Below are 20863 nucleotides of genomic sequence, written 5' to 3'. Positions count from 1 at the left end.
GACCGGCGCTCCGGGTGAGAACGGCGAGAACGGAGCCACGGGACCGGCCGGACCCACGGGACCGACCGGCGCTCCGGGTGAGAACGGCGAGAACGGAGCCACGGGACCGGCCGGACCCACGGGACCGACCGGCGCTCCGGGTGAGAACGGCGAGAACGGCGAGAACGGCGCGACCGGACCGACGGGACCGCGCGGCGCCACGGGAGCCACCGGAGCCGGGTGCGGCATCGAGGTCGACTCCATTCTCACCAACTCCACTGAGGAATTCAGCGTCTTCCTGGTCGACGGGGTTGCGTTTGGGGGCCACCGGGACGACAACACGGATGGCACCTACGGCCGCCAGGACCTCACCACAATTGCAAACCCCGGCTACCCCGACCCCGGCACTGTCTGTGCCGCCGGCATTTCGTCCCTGGGCCAGGCGACGAACTTCAAGGTGATCACCACGGACGGGAAGGTCTACGAGCTCCAGTGCAGCTCCAAGGGGGTGCAGCTTGACTGTGGTCCCTTTAAGAAGGACGACACCGAGATCAAGCGGGCCTGGCATGAAATCGTCTTCGACGATAAGCCGGCCGGGGTGCCCTTCCTGGTTGAGGACCCGCCGAGCGCGAACCAGTCGTCCGGCAGCATGAGCGAGGTGGAGCAACTGCTGAACAGCATCCGCCTCAACAGGGGGCTGAACCCGGGCATGAACGCAGTCGAGAAGGGACTCTCGAAGGGCTAGAAGCGATCCTGACCTCGTTGGGATCCCTCTGAAGTGTGCCGTGCCCGGGATCGTCCGGGCACGGCACACGTGCGTGCGCCGTGCAGCGCAGTCCAAAGTCTTCCTGTAATCGGGTTGCCGGAGAGAACGGGCCGATCCCGTTGCGTACTGGGATGCGCACTTCACCTGCCGTCCACTCAGCTCCGCCCGGAATGTGGGTTTCCGCGAGCAGTCTGCATCCGTGAAACGCATCGTGGGAATCGTCCTGGCGGTGCTGCTGATCGGCGGAGTGGCAGTAGCCGTCGCAGCAGGCCGCGACAGCAAGGACACGAGCACGGCAACGAAGACCGTGCGTGGAGTGATCGGGTCGGAGAAGGCGGAGTTCTTCGCCGATCCCGATGTGGTGAAGTCCCTTGCTGCCAAGGGGTTCACCGTGAAGGTGGAGACGTCCGGGTCCTGGGCCATGGACCAACTTCCACTGAAGGGGTACGACTTCGCATTCCCCGGCTCGAAGGCTCCGGCCGATGAGCTGCAGCGCAAGTCCCCCGTCAAGGGCGGCCCGCTCAGGCCCTTCTACTCGCCGCTCGTCGTCGTCGCGCACCGCGGCGCCGCGCAGGTGCTGGCGGACAACGGGCTGGCGACGCCGATCAGCAAGTCCAGCGGGAAGCTGCGCATGGCCCCGTATCTGAAGGCCGCGAAGTCGGACCGGACCTGGCAGCAGCTCAAGGGCGCGGGCAAGCATGCCGAGTTGACGGGGACGGTGTTCATCACGAGCACCGATCCCGTCGCATCCAACTCCGGCGCGCTCTACCTCGCCGCCGCCTCGTACGTCGCCGACGGCGGCCGGGTCGCCGCCGACGACGCCGCGATCGAGCGCACTGCGCCGCTGCTGAAGAAGCTGATCCAGGTACAGGGTGCGCAGCAGACCAGCAGTGACGCGCCGTTCCGGGACTTCATCAGCGGAGTCGGCAATCCGCTGGTCCTGGTGTACGAGTCGCAGGTTGCCTCTCTGTTGATGCAGAAGCAGCAGCAGGAGCTCGGGGATCTGGTCCTCCTCTACCCGGACACCACCGTCTCCAGCGATCACACCCTCGTACCGCTGACCGCCTCGGGCCGGCAGCTCGGCGAGCTGCTCTCCACCGACCCCGGGCTGCGCAGGCTGGCCGTGCGCCACGGCTTCCGCCCGCAGGGCGCGGCGGCCGAGTTCACCGCCGCGACCGCCGGCCACACCGACTACATCGACCAACAGCTGACCGGGATCCGCCAGGCGCCCGTGCCCACCGCAACGGTGCTGCGCGCGATGGCCCGCCGGACCCGCGGCTGATGACACACGCCTTCCGGGAGACCCCACCCATGACCGAAACCGAGCCGCAGCCGCTCGTCCTCACCCCGCCCGAGCCCGTCGCCCCCGTCCGTACCGAGCAGGCCGCCGGTCTCGTCCCGGTCGACGACTCCGTGCGCACGGAGATGACGCGACGCGCCACCGAGTACGTCGGCAGCCTCGCCGGGCTCGATGCCCGCTCGCCCGAGTTCACCACCAGGATCGGGGAGATCGCCGCCCTCGGGCAGGGCGACATCCGCAGCGCCGCCCAGCAGTCCAACCGGATGCTGGACCGTACGGTCCGTGAGCTCTCGGCCGGGTCGGGGGACGGGGACGCACAGTCGAGGGTCGGTGCCTCACTCGTCGAGCTGCGCCGCACCGTCGAGGACCTCGACCCGCGCGACACCCCCGGCCGCGGCGCCCGCCGGCTGCTGGCGAAACTGCCCGGCGGCAACAGGCTGCGCGATCATGTCGCGAAGTACGCCTCCGCGCAGTCCACCCTCAACAGGATCGTGGGCTCGCTCCGCGGCGGCCAGGACGAACTGCGCCGCGACAACGCCGCCCTGCACACCGAGCGCACCCGGCTCTGGGAGACGATGGGCAAGCTCCAGGAGTACGTGGTCCTCACCGAGGCCCTGGACGGCGCCGTCGAGCAGCGCATCCGGACAACGGAGGCCGCCGACCCCGTGCAGGCGGACGCCCTGCGGGCCGATGTGCTGTTCCCCGTACGGCAGAAGCACCAGGATCTGCTGACCCAGCTCGCGGTCTGCGCGCAGGGGTACCTGGCGATGGATGTCGTACGCCGCAACAACGAGGAGCTGATCAGGGGCGTCGACCGCGCCGCGACCACGACCGTCTCCGCGCTGCGGATCGCCGTGATGCTGGCATCGGCGCTGGAGAGCCAGCGCAAGGTGACCGAACAGGTGCAGGTGCTGCGCTCCACGACGGAGGATCTGATCCGCGGCAATGCGGAGATGCTCGCCACGCAGAGCGGGGAGATCCAGCGGATCGCCGCCGACCCGGCGGTGGGCGCGGAGACGCTGCGGACGGCGTTCCAGCAGATCTACCGGACGCTGGACGCGATCGACACGTACAAGGTGCAGGCGACCGAGTCCATGGCGGCGACGGTCGAGTCGTTGACGGCCGAACTCCAGCAGGCCGGCACCCACTTGGAGCGCAGCCGGTCCGCGGGGGCCCTTGAGGGCGGCGGTCTCGGATGACGGGCCGGCTGAGAAGACTGAGCCATCGGGTGTCGCGCACGCTCGCCGCACTGCTGGCCACCGCGGTGCTCGTGCCGATCGCCGCGTGTTCGGCGGCGGACGACCCCGCGGCGTCCGGGAAGAAGGACGACGGCGCGCCGCGGGCCGGAACGCTGCACGTGCTGGCGTCCAGTGAACTCGCCGACATGAAGCCGCTGTTGGAGCAGGCGCGGAAGGCGACTGGAATTACTGTGCGGCCCACCTGGACCGGAACGCTCGACGCCGTCCGGCAGCTCGGTTCCGGGAAGGCGGACGGGGCGTACGACGCGGTGTGGCTGTCGTCCAACGACTATCTGCGGCTCCACCCGGAGGCGGCGAAGCGGATCACTTCCGAGACGCCTTTGATGGCGTCGCCGGTCGCCCTCGGCGTCAAGCCGGCGGTGGTGAAGCGGCTGGGCTGGGACCCGTCGCGCGTCACCTGGTCGCAGGTGCACCGGGCGGTGGCCGACGGGGAGCTGACGTACGGAATGACGGATCCGGCGCGCTCCAACTCCGGTTTCGCCGCACTTGTTTCGGTCGCTTCGGCGCTGTCGGGCGCCCAGTCCGCGCTGACCGACGCCGATGTCCGCAAGGCGAGCGGGAAGATGGAGGAGTTCTTCGGCGGGCAGCGCCTGACCTCCGGTTCGTCCGGCTGGCTGGCCACCGCGTACGCCCGGCGGGGCACGGTCGACGCGCTGATCAACTACGAGTCCGTGCTGCTTTCCCTGGGCCGGGACAGCCGTACCGGGCTGACGGTGATCCGCCCGCGCGACGGTGTGGTGACGGCCGACTACCCGCTGAGCCTGCTCTCCGCCGCCTCGCCGGACGCGAAGGACTCGGTGCGCGCGCTGACCTCGTACCTCCGCTCCCCCGCCGTGCAGCGGCAGCTGACCCAGGAGACGTTCCGCCGCCCGGTCGTCGCGTCCGTACGGCCCGCGGCGCCGCTGGCCGCCGAGGCGCGCCGTGAACTGCCCTTCCCCGGCTCGCGATCCGTCGCGGACGGGCTGCTCGACCATTACGAGAACAAGCTCCGGCGGCCCTCGCGCACCGTGTACGTCCTGGACACGTCCGGGTCGATGAAGGGCGAGCGGCTGCGGAAGCTGAAGGCGGCGCTGACCGGGCTGACCGGGGACTTCCGGGAGCGCGAGGAGGTCACGCTGCTGCCGTTCGGGTCGTCGGTGAAGCGGGCGCGCACGCATACGGTCGATCCCGCCGATCCGCAGGCGGGGCTTGCGGCGATCAAGGCGGACACCGCCGCCCTGACCGCGAGCGGCGAGACGGCGATCTTTTCGAGTCTGGAGTCCGCCTACGACCGGCTGGGACCGGACACCGAGTCCGCGTTCACCTCGATCGTCCTGATGACGGACGGCGAGAACACGACGGGCGACTCGGCCGACGACTTCACCGACTTCTACCGTTCGCTCCCGGCTGCGCGTCGCGTCACCCCCGTCTTCCCGGTCGTCTTCGGCGACTCGGACCGTGCGGAGCTCGACGCGATCGCCTCCCTGACCGGCGGCCGGCTCTTCGACGCGACGAAGGACCAGGGGCCGGGCTCCCTGGACGGGGCCTTCGAGGAGATCCGTGGCTACCAGTAGAGCGCCGGGCCGGGTCCTGGCGTACATCGAGTCGCGCAAGAACCTCACCGGGAGCGCCTGCGGGATCGCCGGGCTTGCCCTCACCTTCACCGGGCTCGCGGGCGCATACTGGCCGGTGGTGATCGTCGGGCTGTACGGCGCGGGTGCGCTGATCGCCCCGCCCGAGCGGCCACCCGCCCCGGACTTCCCCGACCCGTCCTCCCAACTGGAGTCGTTGCGGGCCGACTTCGTGACCCTGCGGGCATATCTGGACGAGGTGGAGCTGCCGCCCGCCGCGTCCGGGCGGCTCGTCGAGCTGACGGAGCTGCTGGCAGGGCTGCTCGCACCCGGCTGGGTCTCCGAGGCCCTCGCCACCGACCCGGAAGGCATCCACGCCCTGTCGCGCGCCGTGCACCAGGACATCCCGGAGTCCGTCGACACGTATCTGCGGACACGCTGGTGGACCCGGATCGCACCGGGCACCGAGCCGCCCGAGCGCCACCTCGAACAGCAGCTGTCGCTGCTGCACCGGGAGGCGGAGTCGCTGGTCGCGGGTTTGCGGGAGGCCGAGGCGCGTCGGCAGCAGACGCACACGCGGTACCTGGAGGACCGGGGCCGGTCGGACTGACCCCCGTCGGCCGGGCCGGGCTCCCGGCCCGGCCGACGGAAGGCCGCCCTTCTACCGCCGGACGCGCACCGACGCCGCCGAGTCCGTGTGCAGAGCGTCGCCTGCGTAGCTCACCGTGTACGTCACCTGGCCGGTCGCCCCCGGCAGGTCGTTGATCCCATGTGAAGGAACATCGAATCAATGTGAAGATCTCGTGCGCAAGCATACGGCGATGCGCGGACGTTCTCTATAAAAGGGGCGGGAAAGGGCGACCCCCGGAACCGTAAGGGGATTCCGGGGGCCGTTCCGCGGCGGGCTGTTGACCCCACAGGTCAGGGCGGATGTCGAAAGGCCCGGCCGCGGGGACCGCGGGGGCGCGCTTCAGTGCGCCCGGGTGGGCGACGCCTCGAAGGCGCCGCCCCGGGGGCGTCAGCCCAGGCGCTGGACCAGCGCGCGGTACTCGTCCCACAGTTCCTTCGGCGTGTGGTCACCGAAGGTGTTGAGGTGCTCGGGGACCAGCGCCGCCTCCTCGCGCCAGACCTCCTTGTCGACCGTGAGCAGGAAGTCCAGGTCGGACTCGGAGAGGTCCAGGCCCTCGGTGTCCAGGGCGCCCTTGGCGGGCAGGATGCCGATCGGCGTCTCGACGCCCTCGGCCTTGCCCTCCAGGCGCTCGACGATCCACTTCAGAACACGGCTGTTCTCGCCGAAGCCCGGCCACACGAACTTGCCCGCGTCGTTCTTGCGGAACCAGTTCACGTAGTAGATCTTCGGCAGCTTGGACTGGTCGGGCTTGTCGGCGCCGACCTTGATCCAGTGGTTCATGTAGTCGCCCATGTTGTAGCCGCAGAACGGCAGCATGGCGAACGGGTCGCGGCGCAGCTCGCCGACCTTGCCCTCGGCGGCGGCGGTCTTCTCGGAGGCCACGTTGGCACCGAGGAAGACACCGTGCTGCCAGTCGAAGGACTCGGTGACCAGCGGTACGGCCGAGGCGCGGCGGCCACCGAAGAGGATGGCCGAGATCGGCACACCCTTCGGGTCCTCCCACTCGGGCGCGATGATCGGGCACTGGCCGGCCGGGACGGTGAAGCGGGCGTTGGGGTGGGCGGCGGGCGTGCCGGACTCGGGGGTCCAGTCGTTGCCCTTCCAGTCCGTGAGGTGCGCGGGGAGCTCCTCGGTCATGCCCTCCCACCACACGTCGCCGTCGTCGGTGAGCGCGACGTTCGTGAACACGGAGTTGCCCCACATGGTCTTCATGGCGTTGGCGTTGGTGTGCTCGCCGGTGCCGGGCGCGACTCCGAAGAATCCGGCCTCGGGGTTGATCGCGTAGAGACGGCCGTCCTCGCCGAACCGCATCCAGGCGATGTCGTCGCCGATGGTCTCGACGGTCCAGCCGGAGATCGTGGGCTCCAGCATGGCGAGGTTGGTCTTGCCGCAGGCGCTCGGGAACGCGGCAGCGACGTACTTCGGCTCACCCTGCGGCGGCGTGAGCTTGAGGATCAGCATGTGCTCGGCGAGCCAGCCCTCGTCACGGGCCATGACCGAGGCGATGCGGAGCGCGTAGCACTTCTTGCCGAGCAGGGCGTTGCCGCCGTAGCCGGAGCCGTACGACCAGATCTCGCGGTCCTCGGGAAAGTGCGAGATGTACTTGGTGGAATTGCACGGCCACGGAACGTCCTCCTGGCCCTCCTCCAGAGGCGCACCCAGCGTGTGGACCGCCTTGACGAAGAAGCCGTCGGTGCCGAGCTCGTCGAGGACGGCCTGGCCCATGCGCGTCATGGTGCGCATCGAGACGGCGACGTACGCGGAGTCGGTGATCTCGACGCCGATCGCGGAGAGCGGGGAGCCGACGGGGCCCATGCAGAACGGCACGACGTACATCGTGCGACCGCGCATGGAGCCGCGGAAGACACCCTTCTCACCGGTGAAGATCTCCCGCATCTCGGCGGGGGCCTTCCAGTGGTTCGTCGGGCCCGCGTCCTCCTCCTTCTCGGAGCAGATGAAGGTGCGGTCCTCGACGCGGGCGACATCGCTCGGGTCGGAGGCGGCGTAGTACGAGTTCGGGCGCTTGATCTCATCGAGCTTGGTGAACGTGCCCTTGGCCACGAGCTCCCCGCACAGGCGCTCGTACTCGGCTTCGGAACCGTCACACCAGACCACGCGGTCGGGCTCGGTGATGGCTGCGATCTCGTTCACCCAGGAGGCGAGCTCCTGGTGACGGGTGGGAACAGTGAGGGGAGCCGCGATGTCGCGCGCCACGATCGCTCCTTGTTGAGGGTGTCTTCTGGCAGTTGCCCCGTGGGGGCTGCGACCCGGATGCTTCGTAGCCGCTCATCCGGTGCCGACCATACTCATTTGATCATCCGACCGATTCGCCCATATGTCCAGAGGGGCGCCCACGTGAGCATCGCCACTCGCATTCGCAACCTACGGTGGCGTAGGTAGCATGCAGTCATGACTGCTGCCGCCGCCGCGCCCGAACCAGCCGAGGTCGAACCAGCCGAGGTGACGCCGGACCCGGTGAAACCGCGCATGCGAGGCTGGCTGCATGCCGGAATGTTCCCCGCGGTGCTGATCGCGGGGATTGTTCTGATTGCGCTCACGGACAGTATCCGCGGCCGGATCGCCTGTGGCATCTACATCGCGACCGCATGCCTGCTCTTCGGCGTGAGCGCGGTCTACCACCGCGGCACGTGGGGTCCGCGCGGCGAGGCGGTGCTGCGCCGGCTGGACCACGCCAACATCTTCCTGATCATCGCGGGCACGTACACGCCGCTGACCCTGCTGCTGCTCCCCGAGTCGACCGGGCGTCCGCTGCTGTGGGCGGTCTGGGCGGCAGCAGCGGCCGGCATCGCCTTCCGGGTGTTCTGGGTCGGCGCCCCCCGCTGGCTGTACACCCCCTGCTACCTGGCGATGGGATGGGCAGCGGTCTTCTTCCTGCCCGATTTCATGCGCACCGGCGGGATCGCGGTCCTGGTCCTCGTCGTCGTCGGCGGCCTGCTCTACAGCGCGGGCGGCGTCATCTACGGGATCAAGCGACCCAACCCGTCACCGCGGTGGTTCGGCTTCCATGAGGTCTTCCACTCGCTGACCCTGGCCGCCTTCATCGTGCATTACGTCGGCATCTCGCTGGTGGCGTACAACCACGCCTGAGCGGCCCTCCCCTCCCGGGCACGCCCCGGGCGTCCCCGGTCACCTCCCGAGCTTCCGCGCCAGCTCCCCCGTATCCGTGGTCGGCGCGTCGCACACGAAGTGCCGGCAGACGTACGCCGTCGGCGCCCCGCCCACCATCGGCCGGTCCACCAGCAGCGGAAACTCCGCGCCACCGGTCTCGCCCGCCGCGACCACCGCCCCCGGCGCCCGCCCCAGCAGTGCCGCACGGTGCAGTCCGCCGCCGACCGGGCCGACGACCGCCACCTCGCGCGGGCCGTCGAGCAGCGCCTCGGCAACCGCGAGACCCCACCCGATGAACCGCGGAACCCGTGGCCCGAGCGCCTTCACCACCCCCAGCGCGCCTTCCGCGGCAGCCCGATGGGCCTCGGATCCGGTGTGCGCGGCGTACGAGAGCAGCGCTCCGGCCGCCGCCGTCCAGCCCGCCGGAGTCGCGCTGTCAGTGGGGTCCTGCGGGCGGCGGATCAGCTGTTCGGCGTCGTCCGCCGTGTCGTACAGCTGCCCGCCCTCGCCGGTGAAGTGCTGCAGCACGATGTCGAGCAGGAAGCCGGCGAACTCCAGCCAGACACCCTCGCCGGTGACGGCGGCCAGCGCGAGGAAACCCTCCGCGACATCGCCGTAGTCCTCCAGGACCCCGGCGTTGTCACCCGCCCGGCCGTCCCTGGACGTCCGGGACAGCCGGGCGTTGTCGCCCATGTGGACCCGGACCAGCAGGTCCGCCGCCTCGGTGGCGCGTTCGATCAGGTCGGGCCGGTCGAAGTACGCCCCGGTCTCGGCGAGCGCGGCGATCGCCAGACCGTTCCAGGCCGCCACCACCTTGTCGTCCCGTCCGGGACGCGCCCGCTCCTCGCGCGCCGCGAGCAGCCGGGCCCGCACATCGGCGGCCCGGTGCGGGTCCACCGCGTCGTCGGTGCGCGGCAGTTGGAGCACGGACGCGCCCTCCTCGAAGGTGCCCGCCTCGGTCACCCCGAAGTACTCCGCGGCGAACGTGGCGTCCTGCTCTCCCAGCGCCTCGCGCAGCTGCGCGGGCGTCCACACGTAGAACGCGCCTTCGACGTGCCTGCCGCCGCCGTCCTCGCTGTCGGCGTCGAGCGCCGAGGCGAACCCGCCCTCCGCCGTCCGCAGTTCGCCCACGATGAAGTCGGCAGTCTCCAGCGCGACCCGGCGGGCCAGGTCGGAACCCGTCGCCCGCCACAGATGGGCGTACACCCGGCAGAGCAGCGCATTGTCATAGAGCATCTTCTCGAAGTGCGGTACGACCCATTCCCGGTCCACCGAGTAGCGGGCGAAACCGCCGGCGAGCTGGTCGTACATCCCGCCCCTGGCCATCGCCTCACAGGTGTCGGCGGCCATCTGGAGGGCGCCCTCGGCGCCGGTGCGGGCGTGGTGGCGCAGCAGGAACTCGATCGTCATGGACGGCGGGAACTTCGGGGCGCCGCCGAAGCCCGCGTACGTCTCGTCGTAATCCCTGGTCAGCCCGAGCAGCGCCTGCGAGAGCTCCTGCTCGCCGGGCAGCCCCTCCGCGCCGTGCGCCAGCGAGCGGCCTGCCAGGTCGTGCACGATGCGCCCGGCGACCTCGGCGACCTCGTCGGGGCGTTCGGTCCAGGCGGCTACGACGCCTTCGAGGATCTGCCGGAAGGACGGCATGCCGTGACGGGGCTCGGGCGGGAAGTACGTGCCGAAGTAGAAGGGTTCGGCGTCGGCGGTCAGGAAGACGGTCATAGGCCAGCCGCCCTGACCGGTCGCCGCCTGCACCGCCTCCATGTAGACGGCGTCGACGTCGGGCCGCTCCTCGCGGTCGACCTTCACCGGGACGAAGTGCGCGTTCAGATACGTCGCAAGCTCCGCGTCCTCGAACGATTCGTGCGCCATCACATGGCACCAGTGGCACGAGCTGTACCCGACGCTCAGTAGCACCGGAACCCCGCGGCGCCGAGCCACCTCGAAGGTCTCCGGCGACCAGGGCCACCAGTCGACCGGGTTGTCGGCGTGCTGCAGCAGATAGGGAGAGGTGGCATGGGCCAGACGGTTCGCCATGAGGCCATCCTTGCCCATCCCTCCGCCGGGTGCAGCAGACACGGCGTCGAGGGCCGAGGCACCCCCGCTGGATGTGTGCCGCCCTGCTGCCGGAACGCGTGCTCGGTGCGGTCGCCGTGCCGGGGCCGGCTCCGTTCGACGCCGGTGGTCCCGACTGGTTCGCGGGCATGGCCTCCTCGTGCCGCGCATCGCTGACCGCGGCCGTCGCGCGCCGCGAGATCAAGGCGCGGTACGAGGCCGTAGCCGCCTGGTCTGCCGCGATGTTCACCGCGACCGGGCACGCCGCCCTCGCCGGTGACCGGTCGTGGTTCGAGGACGTGGCGGGACCGGCCGTCGCAGCCGGTGACTCGCGGGCCGCTGTCCTCGCCCGGAACCGAGGCTTCGGGCGGACGACGGGCACATCTCGGTCCTGGACGGCGCGGCCGCCGCGCTGGCATGGCTGGTACGGCTCCCGGAACGGTGACCTGGTCACGGAGCCGCACCCCGTGGAGCGCGCCTGCGGCTCAGGGCGATCCGGAATTCGATCCGCCGACCCGTACAACCCTTCGGCGACGGCGGGGGTCTCCTCTGCGAAAACGCGCGTTTCCCCACGGTTCAACCGTACGCAGCAGCCGCTTCACACAGAGGATTCCATGCATCTCACTTCTCCCGGTCACCGCGCCCTCCGCCAGACCGCCGGTGCCGTCGGCGCCGTGGCCCTGATGGTTCTGGGTGCCGCGCCCGCCGGCGCCACAGACTCGAAACCCGGACTGGTGCTGGGCAAGATAGCCCCGATCGACGGGGTGAAGCCCGGCAGCGAGCTCAGCGTGCCGATCTCCTTCACCAACACGGGCACCGAAGCGCTCGACAAGGTCTGGATGGCGTACTCCGTCACGCACGGCCTCAGTTATACCGAGGTGCCCTCCAACTGCATGCTCCTCCGGGCCGGTGGCGCCGACGAGCTGCCGACCTCCTTGGGCATGCTCTGCGAGTTCGACCAGACGGTGAAACCCGGTGTTGTCTACGCGCCTGAAAAGACGCTGACCAAGGCGCTCGACCACGCCTTGTACGACGAGCTGGAGGTGACGGTCAGCAGCCGCAAACCCGGCATGGGTACGGGCGAAGAGACCACCAAGCCGGAACCAGGCACCGGGCCCGCGGTGAAGCTGGTCGAGCGGCCCGACGACACCCCGGCCGCCCCGGGCTCCGCCCAGCACAACGGCTGGGATCTGGCGGACGTGAAGGTGACCGCCAAGAACACGGCCGACTTCCAGGTGACGGGCGCCCAGCTGAAGGGCAAGGTCGGCGACACGGTCCCGCTGGCTGTGAAGTTCACCAACGCCGGGCCCGGCTGGGTGTTCGGGGAACTCGGCGTCTCGGCGGCCCACGTCCGCATCAAAATGCCGGCCGGTACGTCGGTCGTCAAGGCCCACGGGTTCTGCCACGAGAGCCAGGGGTCGGGGACGTACGACTGCGGCACCAGCAACGCGTGGGTCGACGAGCACGGCGGGGAGACCTACGACTTCAAGGTGAAGATCGACAAGGCGGTGCCGGGGGCCAAGGGCTCGGTGGCGTTCGTGGGGCAGCCCCGGCCCTTCGACACGGTCAAGTCGAACGACACCGCGGACATCCTGCTCGACGTCGCCGGTGACGGCGCCACGGGCGGCAGCGGCTCGACGGCCTCCACCGGCGGCTCCGGCTCCACCGGCGGCTCCGGCTCCAGCGCCGGTTCCGGCTCTACGTCCGGCTCGATGTCCGGCTCCGGGGCCGCCGCCACGGGCGGCAGCTCCACCACGGGCACCTCGGGCTCCTCCTCCACCGGCGGCAACCTGGCGAACACCGGCTCCGGTTCGGTCCTGCCCCTCGCCGCCACCGCTGCCGGGGTCGTGCTCCTCGGCGCGGGCGCCGTCCTGGCGGTGCGTCGTCGCGCCGACCGGCAGCGGTAACGGCGCCGGGTCGGACGGGGCGGGCGTGAGCCCGCCCCGGGGCTGTGGTGATTTCCCGTCGTACACCAGCCCTGCAAGTCGAGCCCGTCAGCCGGGCCGACTCGATGACCGCCGTTCGTCTGCTGCTCGACGCGGGTGGCCTTCACGGACACACTGCCATGGCCCTACGTTCCCCGACCCCGGGCGCAGCTCGGGACTACAGCTCCCACGACTTCACTGGCACCAATGACAGCTCGCATAGCCGACGCTGAGCAGCACCGGCACGTTCCGCCGGCGCGCCTCCTCGAACGCCTCGGGCGACCACGGCCACCAGTCGACCGGGTTGTCCGCGTGCTGAAGGAGGTACGGGGAGGTGACCTGCGCGAGTCGATTGGGCATGCCCCCATCCTTGCGCACCGGGCGGAGCCCCCGCCGCACGCCACGGTCCGGGCACCGGACTCTCACCCCGGGCGACCCACGGCCGATCTCCTTGCTCTCTCGCGCTGAGCCGCCGTACACAGGACACTTGGTGCTGTGTCAGCTGATGCAGAACGCGGCGGTCGGAGGGGGACGCAGATGCGGGACAGCCACCGGGCTGAAGCCGAACGGCTGTTGGTACGTGCCGTGGAGGAAGAAGTACGCCGTTCGGGGGGCAGGGCCGACGCCGGTGCGCTGACGGCGCGCGGGCGGGCGGCGCTCGAATCGCTGGCGGCGGCCGCGGCCGAGGAGTACGCCGCGTACACGCAGGCGCTCGATGCCATGGAGGCCGGGCAGAAACCTCTGTCGCACCAGTTCAGCAAGGCGGCGATGGGAACTCCGCTGCTGGTCACGGGGGTTGCCGCAGCCGCGGCGTTCGGCGCCGATCTCGCATTCGGTACGGCGGCGGGGCCGGCGCTCGGCGCGGGCGCCGCCGTCGCCGTCGCCGGCGCCGCGGCCACCGTCGTCAAGGTGACCGCCTCGCACTGGCCCGCCGCCCACCGGCACGCGGGTGCGGCGGGCCGGCCCGGCGGGCCCGAGCAGCTGCGGCTGCAGTGGCTCGCGGCGCTGGAGGTACGGGGCATCCGCCCGTTCCTGGACCAGCAGCGGATGCTGACCGCGTCGTCACGCACGCCGAAGAAGAAGGCAGCCGCCGCCGTGCCGCAGCTGCGCGGCGGTGACCGCAGTGCGGCGGCGCGCAGGCGGTCGCTGCTCGACCAGTCCTTCGGGCATCTGCCCGCCCCCGACGGCCCGTTCGCCGGCCGCCGGGCCGAGCTGGCGCAGATCGCCCAGTGGGTGCACGCGGCCCGTGCGTCGACGGAGACCAAGCCGACCGTCGTCGTCCTGCACGGCGCGCCCGGGTCCGGGCGCACGACACTCGCGGTGCGGGCGGCGCACGAGCTCAAGGACCAGTTCCGGGGCGCGTGCGTGGTGGACCTGCGTTCCGATGTCACCGGCGAGAACCCGCTGCCGACCCGCGACGCGCTGCTGCACCTGCTGAACCGGCTCGGCGCGCCGCGCGAACAGCTGCTGTTCCGGGACGGTGTCTCCCCTGATCGAGCGGAGTCGGGATCTCGGGGAAGGTCCTCCGCCGAGCAGCATGTGCGACGGCTCAGCGAGCTCTACCACCAGCATCTGACCGGTACGCCCGTGACGATCGTCCTCGACGACGCCGGCGACCCGGCGCAGGTCCGCACGCTGATACCGGAGCGCTCCGACAGCCTGGTTCTCGTCACCGCCCGCGCCCCTCTCGACCTGCCTGCCGACATTCCGGCGTGGGTGCACCAGCTGCCCGTGGGCCCGCTGGACGCGGCGGGTGCGGAGGAGCTGCTGCGCGTGTCGGCGCAGGAGGAGGAGCAGGGACCGTACGACTCCCAGTCGACGGACGCGATCGCCGAGCTGTGCGGTGGGCTGCCGCTGGCGCTGCGGGTCGCGGGTTCCTCGCTCGGGCCGCGTACCCGCACGGCGCTGGCCACCGAACTCGCCGCGTACGGTCCCGTCGCCCCTGTCGAACGGGCTCTGTGGCTGCGCTACACCGACCAGTCCGAGCGGGCGCGGAGGCTGCTGCGCCGGCTCGCGCTGGCCGGGCGCGCCAGCCTGGGCGCGGCGGCGGCCGCGGCGCTGCTGTCCGCCGAGGAACAGGAGGCGCAGTCACTGCTGACGGCGCTGTCCCGGGCCGGGCTGCTCGACCATGTGCGGGGTACGCGCTACCGGCTGCACGATCTCGTACGGGGTTTCGCCCTGGCCCGGCTGCGCGAGGAGGAGGAGGAGGCGGACCGTACCGCCGCGCAGGAGCGGCTGATCCACAACTATGCGGAGCTCGCCGGTGCGGTGATCCGGATGGTGGACGGGAAGATGTCCACCCGGGCGGGGCAGTTCGGTTCGCACGGGTTCGGTTCGCTCGACGCGGCGCTGCACTGGCTGGACGACGAGTCGAGCTTCATCACCTCCGCGCTGCGGCATGCGGAGGGCGTCGACCAGGGGGCCGTGCTGGACCTGCTGGGCGCACTGTGCGACTACTGCCTGTTGCGCGGCGACCTCTACCGCCTGGGTGAGATCAGCGAGCTGACACAGGCGGTCGACACGGGGCTGCTGGAGCGGTCGGTCCAGTGGCGTACGGGCATCGCGGCCCGGCAGCTCGGCGAGCTGGACAAGGCCCGCACCACGCTGTCCTCGGTCGTCGGTCTCTACCGCGAGGCGCAGAACGACGCGGGCACGGCGCTGGCGCTCTGCTCGCTCGGCATCACCCTGCACCACCAGGGGAACCTCACCGACGCGTCGGCGCGGCTGCGCGAGGCGATCGCGCTGCAGTCCTCCGGCGGACAGGCCGAGGACCGGGCGTGGTCGCTGCACGCCCTGGCCGCCGTCGAGCGCGACCGGGCGAACCTGGCGGAGGCCCTGACCCTCCTCGACACGGCGCTGGCCCTGCACCGGGAGGGCGAGTCGCTGCACGGCGAGGCGTGGACGCAGTTCCAGCTGGGCCAGGTGCGCTTGCGGATGGGCGATGTGCCCGGGGCCGAGGAGACGCTGCGTACGGCCCTGGATCTGTACGGCCGCACCCGTGACGAGCGCGGCGAGGCGTGGGCGCTGACCCAGCTGGCCCGCGCCCGGCTGCTCGACGGGGACCCGGACCCGGCGGTCGACGGGTTGCGCCGGGCGCTCTCCCGCCACCGTGACAACGAGGACGCGCGCGGTGAGGCGTGGACGCTGTACTACCTGGGCCAGGCGCTGGAGGAGGCGGGCGACACCGACCAGGCGGTGCGGGAGCTGGAGCGGTCGCGCACGATGTTCTCGCGGATGCGGGACGTCTACGGGCTGGCGTGTGCCCGGCACCACTCGGGCCGGGTCACCCGCGACCAGCGGGCCGCCCGGACCGGCAATCTGCGCAACTCCGGTTTCGCCCGCCAGCTCCTGGTCGACGCCCGGGCCGACTTCCGGCGCATCGGCGTCGCCCACGGCGAGGCGTGGACGTGTCTGGAACTGGCCCTGGTCGACGCGGGGAACAGCCGGGCGGCCCAGGCGCTCGTGCTGTGCGACGAGGCGGTGGAGCTGTTCGACTCGTACGGCGACACGCGCGGCGCCGACTGGGCCCGCTTCCTGCGTTGCACTCTGCTGCCGTACGCGTCGGCGGGCGGCACGGAGGTGGGCACCGTGGTGGCCCAGCAGGAACTCGCCGACCTGCTCCGGACCGGGCACCCGAACCGCGACAGCAGGCTGGAGGACTGTGCGGAGACGTTCACCGTGGTCCTGAACCGCGGGATCGACCTGGAGGACGGCTGGCAGGCCTGGCGCCTGGGCATGACCCCGACCCGCCACGCCCGGGAAATCATGGGCGTGCCGGTGGGGGCGAGGTCGTAGGACACGGCCCCGCGCTCATCGCCGGGCGCACCCGCATGCGCCGGACGGGCGCCGTCACGCCCGTCCGGCGAGTAAGGACGAAGCGCTACCGGGTGCGCCCGGCTCCGTTCCCCGAAACCTCGGCGCCCGCCGGCGCCGCATCCGGATCCGGCGCCTCCTCGAAGTTCACCTTGCCCATGTGCCGGTTCATGGACTTCATCAGCAGCCACACGCCCACCGCGAGCGCCGCGAAGACGAGGAAGCCGAGGACGCCTGGTGTCACCTTGTTCTTGTCGAATTCCTCGGCGAGAGGAACGACGTGGGTCAGTGCCTGGGTCGCGTACATATCAGGCATTGTCGCGGATGCCCGCGAAGAGGTCGCTCTCGGGGAGGGAGGTATCGACGAGAGACTTCGCCAGCTCGTACTCCTCGGTCGGCCAGACCTCCCGCTGGATGTCCATCGGCACCCGGAACCAGCCGCCGTCCGGATCGATCTGCGTGGCGTGCGCGATCAGCGCCTTGTCCCGGATCTCGAAGAACTCCGCGCACGGAACGTGCGTGGTCAGCGTCCGCTCGACGCGCACGAACTCCTTCCAGCGCTCCAGCCACTCGCCGTACGGCGACTCCAGGCCGCGGGCGAGCAGCGCCTCGTGCAGCGCCACCGTGCGCGGACGGTTGAAGCCCTGGTTGTAGTAGAGCTTCTGCGGCTGCCACGCGGGGCCGAACTCGATCTCGGGGTACATCTCGGTGTCCGTGGCGCCCTCGAACGCGATCATCGTGATCGTGTGGGTCATGATGTGGTCGGGGTGCGGGTAGCCGCCGTTCTCGTCGTACGTGGTGATGACCTGCGGCCGGAACGCGCGGATGGAGCGGACGAGACGCCCTGCCGCCTTCTCCTCGTCCTCCAGTGCGAAGCAGCCCTCGGGCAGCGGGGGCAGCGGGTCGCCCTCGGGCAGCCCCGAGTCGACGAAGCCGAGCCACTCCTGCTTGACGCCCAGAATCTCCCGGGCCTCGTCCATCTCCCTCTTCCGTACCTCGTGGATGTGCTCCTCGATGTACGCGTCGCCCTGGAGTTTCGGGTTGAGGATGGAGCCGCGTTCGCCTCCCGTGCAGGTCACAACCAGCACGTCCACCCCCTCGGACACATACTTGGCCATGGTGGCCGCCCCCTTGCTCGACTCGTCGTCGGGGTGGGCGTGGACGGCCATCAGTCGAAGCTGCTCAGTCAAGACTCGATCCTCAGTGATTCGGCCGCCATCGGGCGCCGTCCCGGAGGGACGTCGGTGTGGGGCGGCGGTCGGGTGGCGGGTGGGAGGCTTCTATAGTGACCGAACCGGGGGGCGGAAAATTCCTCGATCCCCGGTACGGGAGGAACGATCATGGCTGCGGTGCGTGAAGCACTTCCGGAGGGCCGCTACGGGCGCTCCGCGGACGAGCGAGCGGACCGCAAGCTCAAGATCATCGGCTCGGTGCTGGGCGTGGCGCTGCTCGGCGTGGTCGGCTGGATCGGTTACGACTACGTGGCCGGCCAGGGCATCAGCGCCGAGGTGATCAAGTTCAGGATCGCTTCGGACGACCGGGTCGACGTCCACCTCGAGGTGCGCAAGGACCGGGACGCGAAGGGGTACTGCACCCTCCGCTCCCAGCAGGTGGACGGCAGCGACGTGGCCCGGAAGGACATCCGTTTCGACGACCGTTCCGACCGAATCGACCGGATCGTCTCGTTGCGTACGACCTCGCGGGCGACCAGCGTCGAGCTGCTGGGCTGCACGGTTGACGGCGGGTCGTCGAACTGACCGGAACGGACCGGCCCTGACCTGCGATTATCGCGGCAGACCTGCGTTGACGCGGTCATAGCGGTTTACCTTCTCCCCCTTTTCCTGGGGAATTGTTAGGCTCGTGGTTTCGCCCACCCGTGGAGGCACATGCTTCTGGGTAGGGCGATGCTTTGTATTCCCAGTACCCACGCTTGAATATCCAGTACCGACTAGGAGCACCTGTGACCCAGACCAGCGAAAACGTCACCTGGCTCACGCAGGAGGCGTACAACCAGCTCAAGGCCGAGCTGGAGTACCTGTCTGGTCCCGCGCGCACGGAGATCGCCGTCAAGATCGCGGCGGCCCGTGAGGAGGGTGACCTCCGGGAGAACGGCGGGTACCACGCGGCCAAGGAGGAGCAGGGCAAGATGGAGTTGCGGGTGCGCCAGCTCACCCAGCTCCTGGAGCATGCGAAGGTCGGCGAGTCCCCCGCCGACGACGGCGTGGTCGAGCCCGGCATGGTCGTCACCATCGCGTTCGACGGTGACCCCGACGACACCATGACGTTCCTGCTCGCCTCGCGCGAGTACGCGAGCGCGGACATCGAGACGTACTCTCCGCAGTCTCCGCTCGGTACCGGCGTGAACGGCAAGAAGATGGGCGAGGACGCCGAGTACGAGCTGCCGAACGGCAAGCGGGCCTCGGTGAAGATCCTCACGGCGAAGCCCTACTCGGGCTGAGAGCCTGTCGGGTGACCTTCGTCCGCCCGATCAGAGGTCACCCGACAGGCTCTGAGCCGGCCACCGGACACAGCAGAACACCAGGAAGCCCCGGCCGCCGACGGCCGGGGCTTCCTGGTGTTCCTCAGGCGGTCGCCGAACGGTACTTGCGGACCGCGAGGGTCCGGAAGGCCACGATGATCAGCACGGACCAGATCAGCGAGGCCCAGACGGGATGCTGCATCGGCCAGGCACCGGACGGGGAGACACCCGGGTTCCCGAAGAGTTCGCGGCAGGCCTGGACGGTCGCGCTGAACGGGTTCCATTCGGCGACCGGCTGGAGCCAGCTCGCCATGTTCTCGGTGGGCACGAAGGCGTTCGAGATGAACGTGACCGGGAAGAGCCAGATGAGACCGCCCGACGTGGCTGCCTCGGGGGTGCGGACCGACAGACCGATCAGCGCCCCGATCCAGGAGAAGGCGTACCCCAGCAGGAGCAGCAGCGCGAAGCCGCCGAGCACCTTGCCGACGTTCTCGTGGGTGCGCCAGCCGACCAGCAGGGCCACGACCGCGAGGACGACCAGGGTGAGCGTCGTCTGGACGAGGTCGGCGAGCGTACGGCCGGTGAGGACCGCGCCGCGCGCCATCGGCAGCGAGCGGAACCGGTCGATGAGGCCCTTGTGCATGTCGTCCGCGATGCCCGCACCGGCGCCCGCGGTGGCGAAGGTCACGGTCTGCGCGAAGATGCCCGCCATCAGGAAGTTGCGGTAGTCACTGGGGCTGGTGGAACCGCCGATCATCATGGAGCCGCCGAAGACGTAGCTGAACAGCACCACGAACATGATCGGCTGGATCAGCCCGAAGATCACCATCTCCGGGATCCGGGTCATCCGGATCAGATTCCGCTTGGCGACGACGAGGGAGTCGCGGACCGACCCGCCGATGCCGCCGCCCGCCCTGGGGGCTGCCGCGAGGTGCGGCGTGTCCGTCGTGGCAGTCACTTGCTGACCTCCTGTCCGGCCTTCCTGCCGGTCTGCGCGGCGGGACCCGGAACCTTCCCGTTCTCGTCGGTCTCCGGTGCCTCGGCGACATGGCCGGTGAGCGAGAGGAACACGTCGTCGAGGGTCGGGCGACGCAGTCCGATGTCGTCGATCTCGACCCCGCGGGTGTCGAGATCACGGATGATCTCGGCGAGCAGCTTCGCGCCGCCGAAGACCGGGACCGTCAGTTTGCGGGTGTGCCGGGCGACGGTGACCTCGCCCTTGCCGAGGTTGGCGAGGACGGCGCGGGCCGGATCGATCTGGCCGGGGTGGTGGACGACGACCTCGACGCGCTCGCCGCCGGTCCTGGCCTTCAGTTCGTCGGAGGTGCCGCGGGCGATGACGAGGCCGTGGTCGATGACGCAGATGTCATGCGCCAGGTGGTCGGCCTCCTCCAGATACTGCGTGGTCAGCAGCAGCGTCGTACCGCCTGCGACGAGCTCCTCGATGACCTCCCACAGCTGCTGCCGGTTGCGCGGGTCGAGTCCGGTCGTCGGCTCGTCCATGAACATCACCGGCGGGGAGACGACGAGCGCCGCCGCCAGGTCGAGGCGGCGGCGCATGCCGCCGGAGTACGTCTTCGCGGGGCGGTCGGCCGCATCGGCGAGGTTGAACCGCTCCAGCAGCTGCACCGCGCGGGCCTTCGCGTCGCGCCCGCTCATCTGGTAGAGCTGACCGACCATCTGCAGGTTCTCGCGGCCGGTCAGATACTCGTCGACCGCGGCGAACTGGCCGGAGAGGCCGATCGAGCGGCGTACCTCGTTGGGTTTCTTCAGCACGTCGATGCCTGCCACGACGGCCCGGCCGCTGTCGGGTCTGAGCAGCGTCGTGAGGACACGCACGGCAGTCGTCTTGCCTGCGCCGTTGGGACCGAGGAGGCCCAGGACGGTGCCCTCCGGCACATCGAGATCAACACCGCCGAGTGCTCGTACATCGCCGAAGGTCTTCACCAGACCTTCGGCGTAGATGGCGCCTGGCATACG

15 protein-coding genes and 3 pseudogenes are annotated in these 20863 nt (G+C 70.5%); 11 read left to right on the top strand and 7 right to left on the bottom strand.

From position 1 onward, the window contains the following. From ACWD6R_RS19355 to ACWD6R_RS19335, 5 genes and pseudogenes are all read left to right on the top strand, one after another. Positions 1-724: pseudogene (locus tag ACWD6R_RS19355) on the top strand (hypothetical protein); the annotation flags it as partial. A 193-nt stretch (positions 725-917) separates the two neighbouring features. Next, a complete protein-coding gene (locus ACWD6R_RS19350) occupies positions 918-2027 on the top strand; it encodes a hypothetical protein (RefSeq protein WP_451819790.1) in 1110 nt (369 codons plus the stop codon). Positions 2028-2056: 29 nt separating this feature from the next. Beyond that, a complete protein-coding gene (locus ACWD6R_RS19345) occupies positions 2057-3244 on the top strand; it encodes a toxic anion resistance protein (protein WP_451819789.1) in 1188 nt (395 codons plus the stop codon). Between the two features lie 29 nt (positions 3245-3273). Continuing rightward, entirely contained in the window at positions 3274-4857 is a 1584-nt protein-coding gene (locus ACWD6R_RS19340; RefSeq protein ID WP_451819788.1) for a substrate-binding and vWA domain-containing protein, read from the top strand. Continuing rightward, positions 4844-5464: a hypothetical protein gene (locus ACWD6R_RS19335; RefSeq protein WP_451819787.1), complete on the top strand. Its 621-nt coding sequence runs from the start codon at positions 4844-4846 to the stop codon at positions 5462-5464. The genes ACWD6R_RS19340 and ACWD6R_RS19335 overlap by 14 nt, the downstream gene beginning before the upstream one ends. 408 nt (positions 5465-5872) lie before the next feature. On the opposite strand, the gene ACWD6R_RS19330 is transcribed toward ACWD6R_RS19335, so the two are convergent. Further along, the gene (locus ACWD6R_RS19330) at positions 5873-7699 is read right to left on the bottom strand and encodes a phosphoenolpyruvate carboxykinase (GTP) (RefSeq protein WP_451819786.1); all 1827 of its coding nucleotides are present in this window, start codon (positions 7697-7699) and stop codon (positions 5873-5875) included. A 195-nt stretch (positions 7700-7894) separates the two neighbouring features. Here ACWD6R_RS19330 and trhA point away from each other — a divergent pair, with 195 nt between their 5' ends. Continuing rightward, on the top strand, positions 7895-8593 hold the full coding sequence (trhA, locus tag ACWD6R_RS19325) for a PAQR family membrane homeostasis protein TrhA (RefSeq protein ID WP_451819785.1): 699 nt from the start codon (positions 7895-7897) through the stop codon (positions 8591-8593). Positions 8594-8632: 39 nt separating this feature from the next. Here trhA and ACWD6R_RS19320 read toward each other — a convergent pair whose 3' ends face one another. After that, on the bottom strand, positions 8633-10648 hold the full coding sequence (locus ACWD6R_RS19320; RefSeq protein ID WP_451819784.1) for a thioredoxin domain-containing protein: 2016 nt from the start codon (positions 10646-10648) through the stop codon (positions 8633-8635). 71 nt (positions 10649-10719) lie between these two features. Between ACWD6R_RS19320 and ACWD6R_RS19315 the strand changes: the two genes are divergently transcribed. Further along, positions 10720-12573, top strand: a complete 1854-nt coding sequence (locus ACWD6R_RS19315) for a hypothetical protein (RefSeq protein WP_451819783.1) — start codon at positions 10720-10722, stop codon at positions 12571-12573. A 71-nt stretch (positions 12574-12644) separates the two neighbouring features. Further along, positions 12645-12755: pseudogene (locus ACWD6R_RS19310) on the top strand (DNA-binding protein); the annotation flags it as partial. Between the two features lie 37 nt (positions 12756-12792). Here the strand turns inward: ACWD6R_RS19310 and ACWD6R_RS19305 are convergent. Beyond that, positions 12793-12951, bottom strand: a pseudogene (locus ACWD6R_RS19305) (DUF255 domain-containing protein); the annotation flags it as partial. A gap of 177 nt (positions 12952-13128) precedes the next feature. On the opposite strand from ACWD6R_RS19305, the gene ACWD6R_RS19300 reads away from it, so the two are divergent. Continuing rightward, positions 13129-16386 (top strand): tetratricopeptide repeat protein, encoded by a 3258-nt coding sequence (locus ACWD6R_RS19300; RefSeq protein ID WP_451819782.1) that lies wholly within the window; start codon positions 13129-13131, stop codon positions 16384-16386. An 85-nt stretch (positions 16387-16471) separates the two neighbouring features. On the opposite strand, the gene ACWD6R_RS19295 is transcribed toward ACWD6R_RS19300, so the two are convergent. Together ACWD6R_RS19295 and mca are read right to left on the bottom strand one after the other, a co-directional pair. Then, positions 16472-16711, bottom strand: coding sequence for a hypothetical protein (locus tag ACWD6R_RS19295; RefSeq protein WP_451819781.1), 240 nt, complete (start codon positions 16709-16711; stop codon positions 16472-16474). Between the two features lies 1 nt (position 16712). Next, positions 16713-17594: a mycothiol conjugate amidase Mca gene (gene mca / locus ACWD6R_RS19290; protein WP_451819780.1), complete on the bottom strand. Its 882-nt coding sequence runs from the start codon at positions 17592-17594 to the stop codon at positions 16713-16715. A 150-nt stretch (positions 17595-17744) separates the two neighbouring features. On the opposite strand from mca, the gene ACWD6R_RS19285 reads away from it, so the two are divergent. Both ACWD6R_RS19285 and greA read left to right on the top strand, forming a co-directional pair. Continuing rightward, a complete protein-coding gene (locus tag ACWD6R_RS19285; protein WP_451819779.1) occupies positions 17745-18161 on the top strand; it encodes a DUF4307 domain-containing protein in 417 nt (138 codons plus the stop codon). 203 nt (positions 18162-18364) lie between these two features. Continuing rightward, the gene (gene greA / locus ACWD6R_RS19280; RefSeq protein WP_451819778.1) at positions 18365-18862 is read left to right on the top strand and encodes a transcription elongation factor GreA; all 498 of its coding nucleotides are present in this window, start codon (positions 18365-18367) and stop codon (positions 18860-18862) included. Between the two features lie 124 nt (positions 18863-18986). Here the strand turns inward: greA and ACWD6R_RS19275 are convergent, their stop codons facing one another. Further along, positions 18987-19841, bottom strand: coding sequence for an ABC transporter permease (locus ACWD6R_RS19275; RefSeq protein ID WP_451819777.1), 855 nt, complete (start codon positions 19839-19841; stop codon positions 18987-18989). Further along, complete coding sequence (locus tag ACWD6R_RS19270; protein WP_451819776.1) at positions 19838-20860, bottom strand: ATP-binding cassette domain-containing protein; 1023 nt, start codon at positions 20858-20860, stop codon at positions 19838-19840. The genes ACWD6R_RS19275 and ACWD6R_RS19270 overlap by 4 nt, the downstream gene beginning before the upstream one ends. Positions 20861-20863 lie beyond the last annotated feature (3 nt).

The sequence above is a fragment of the Streptomyces sp. NPDC005151 genome, assembly GCF_053599875.1.
Note: the sequence above shows the minus strand (reverse complement) of the source record. Positions and strands in the feature narration are given on the sequence as shown.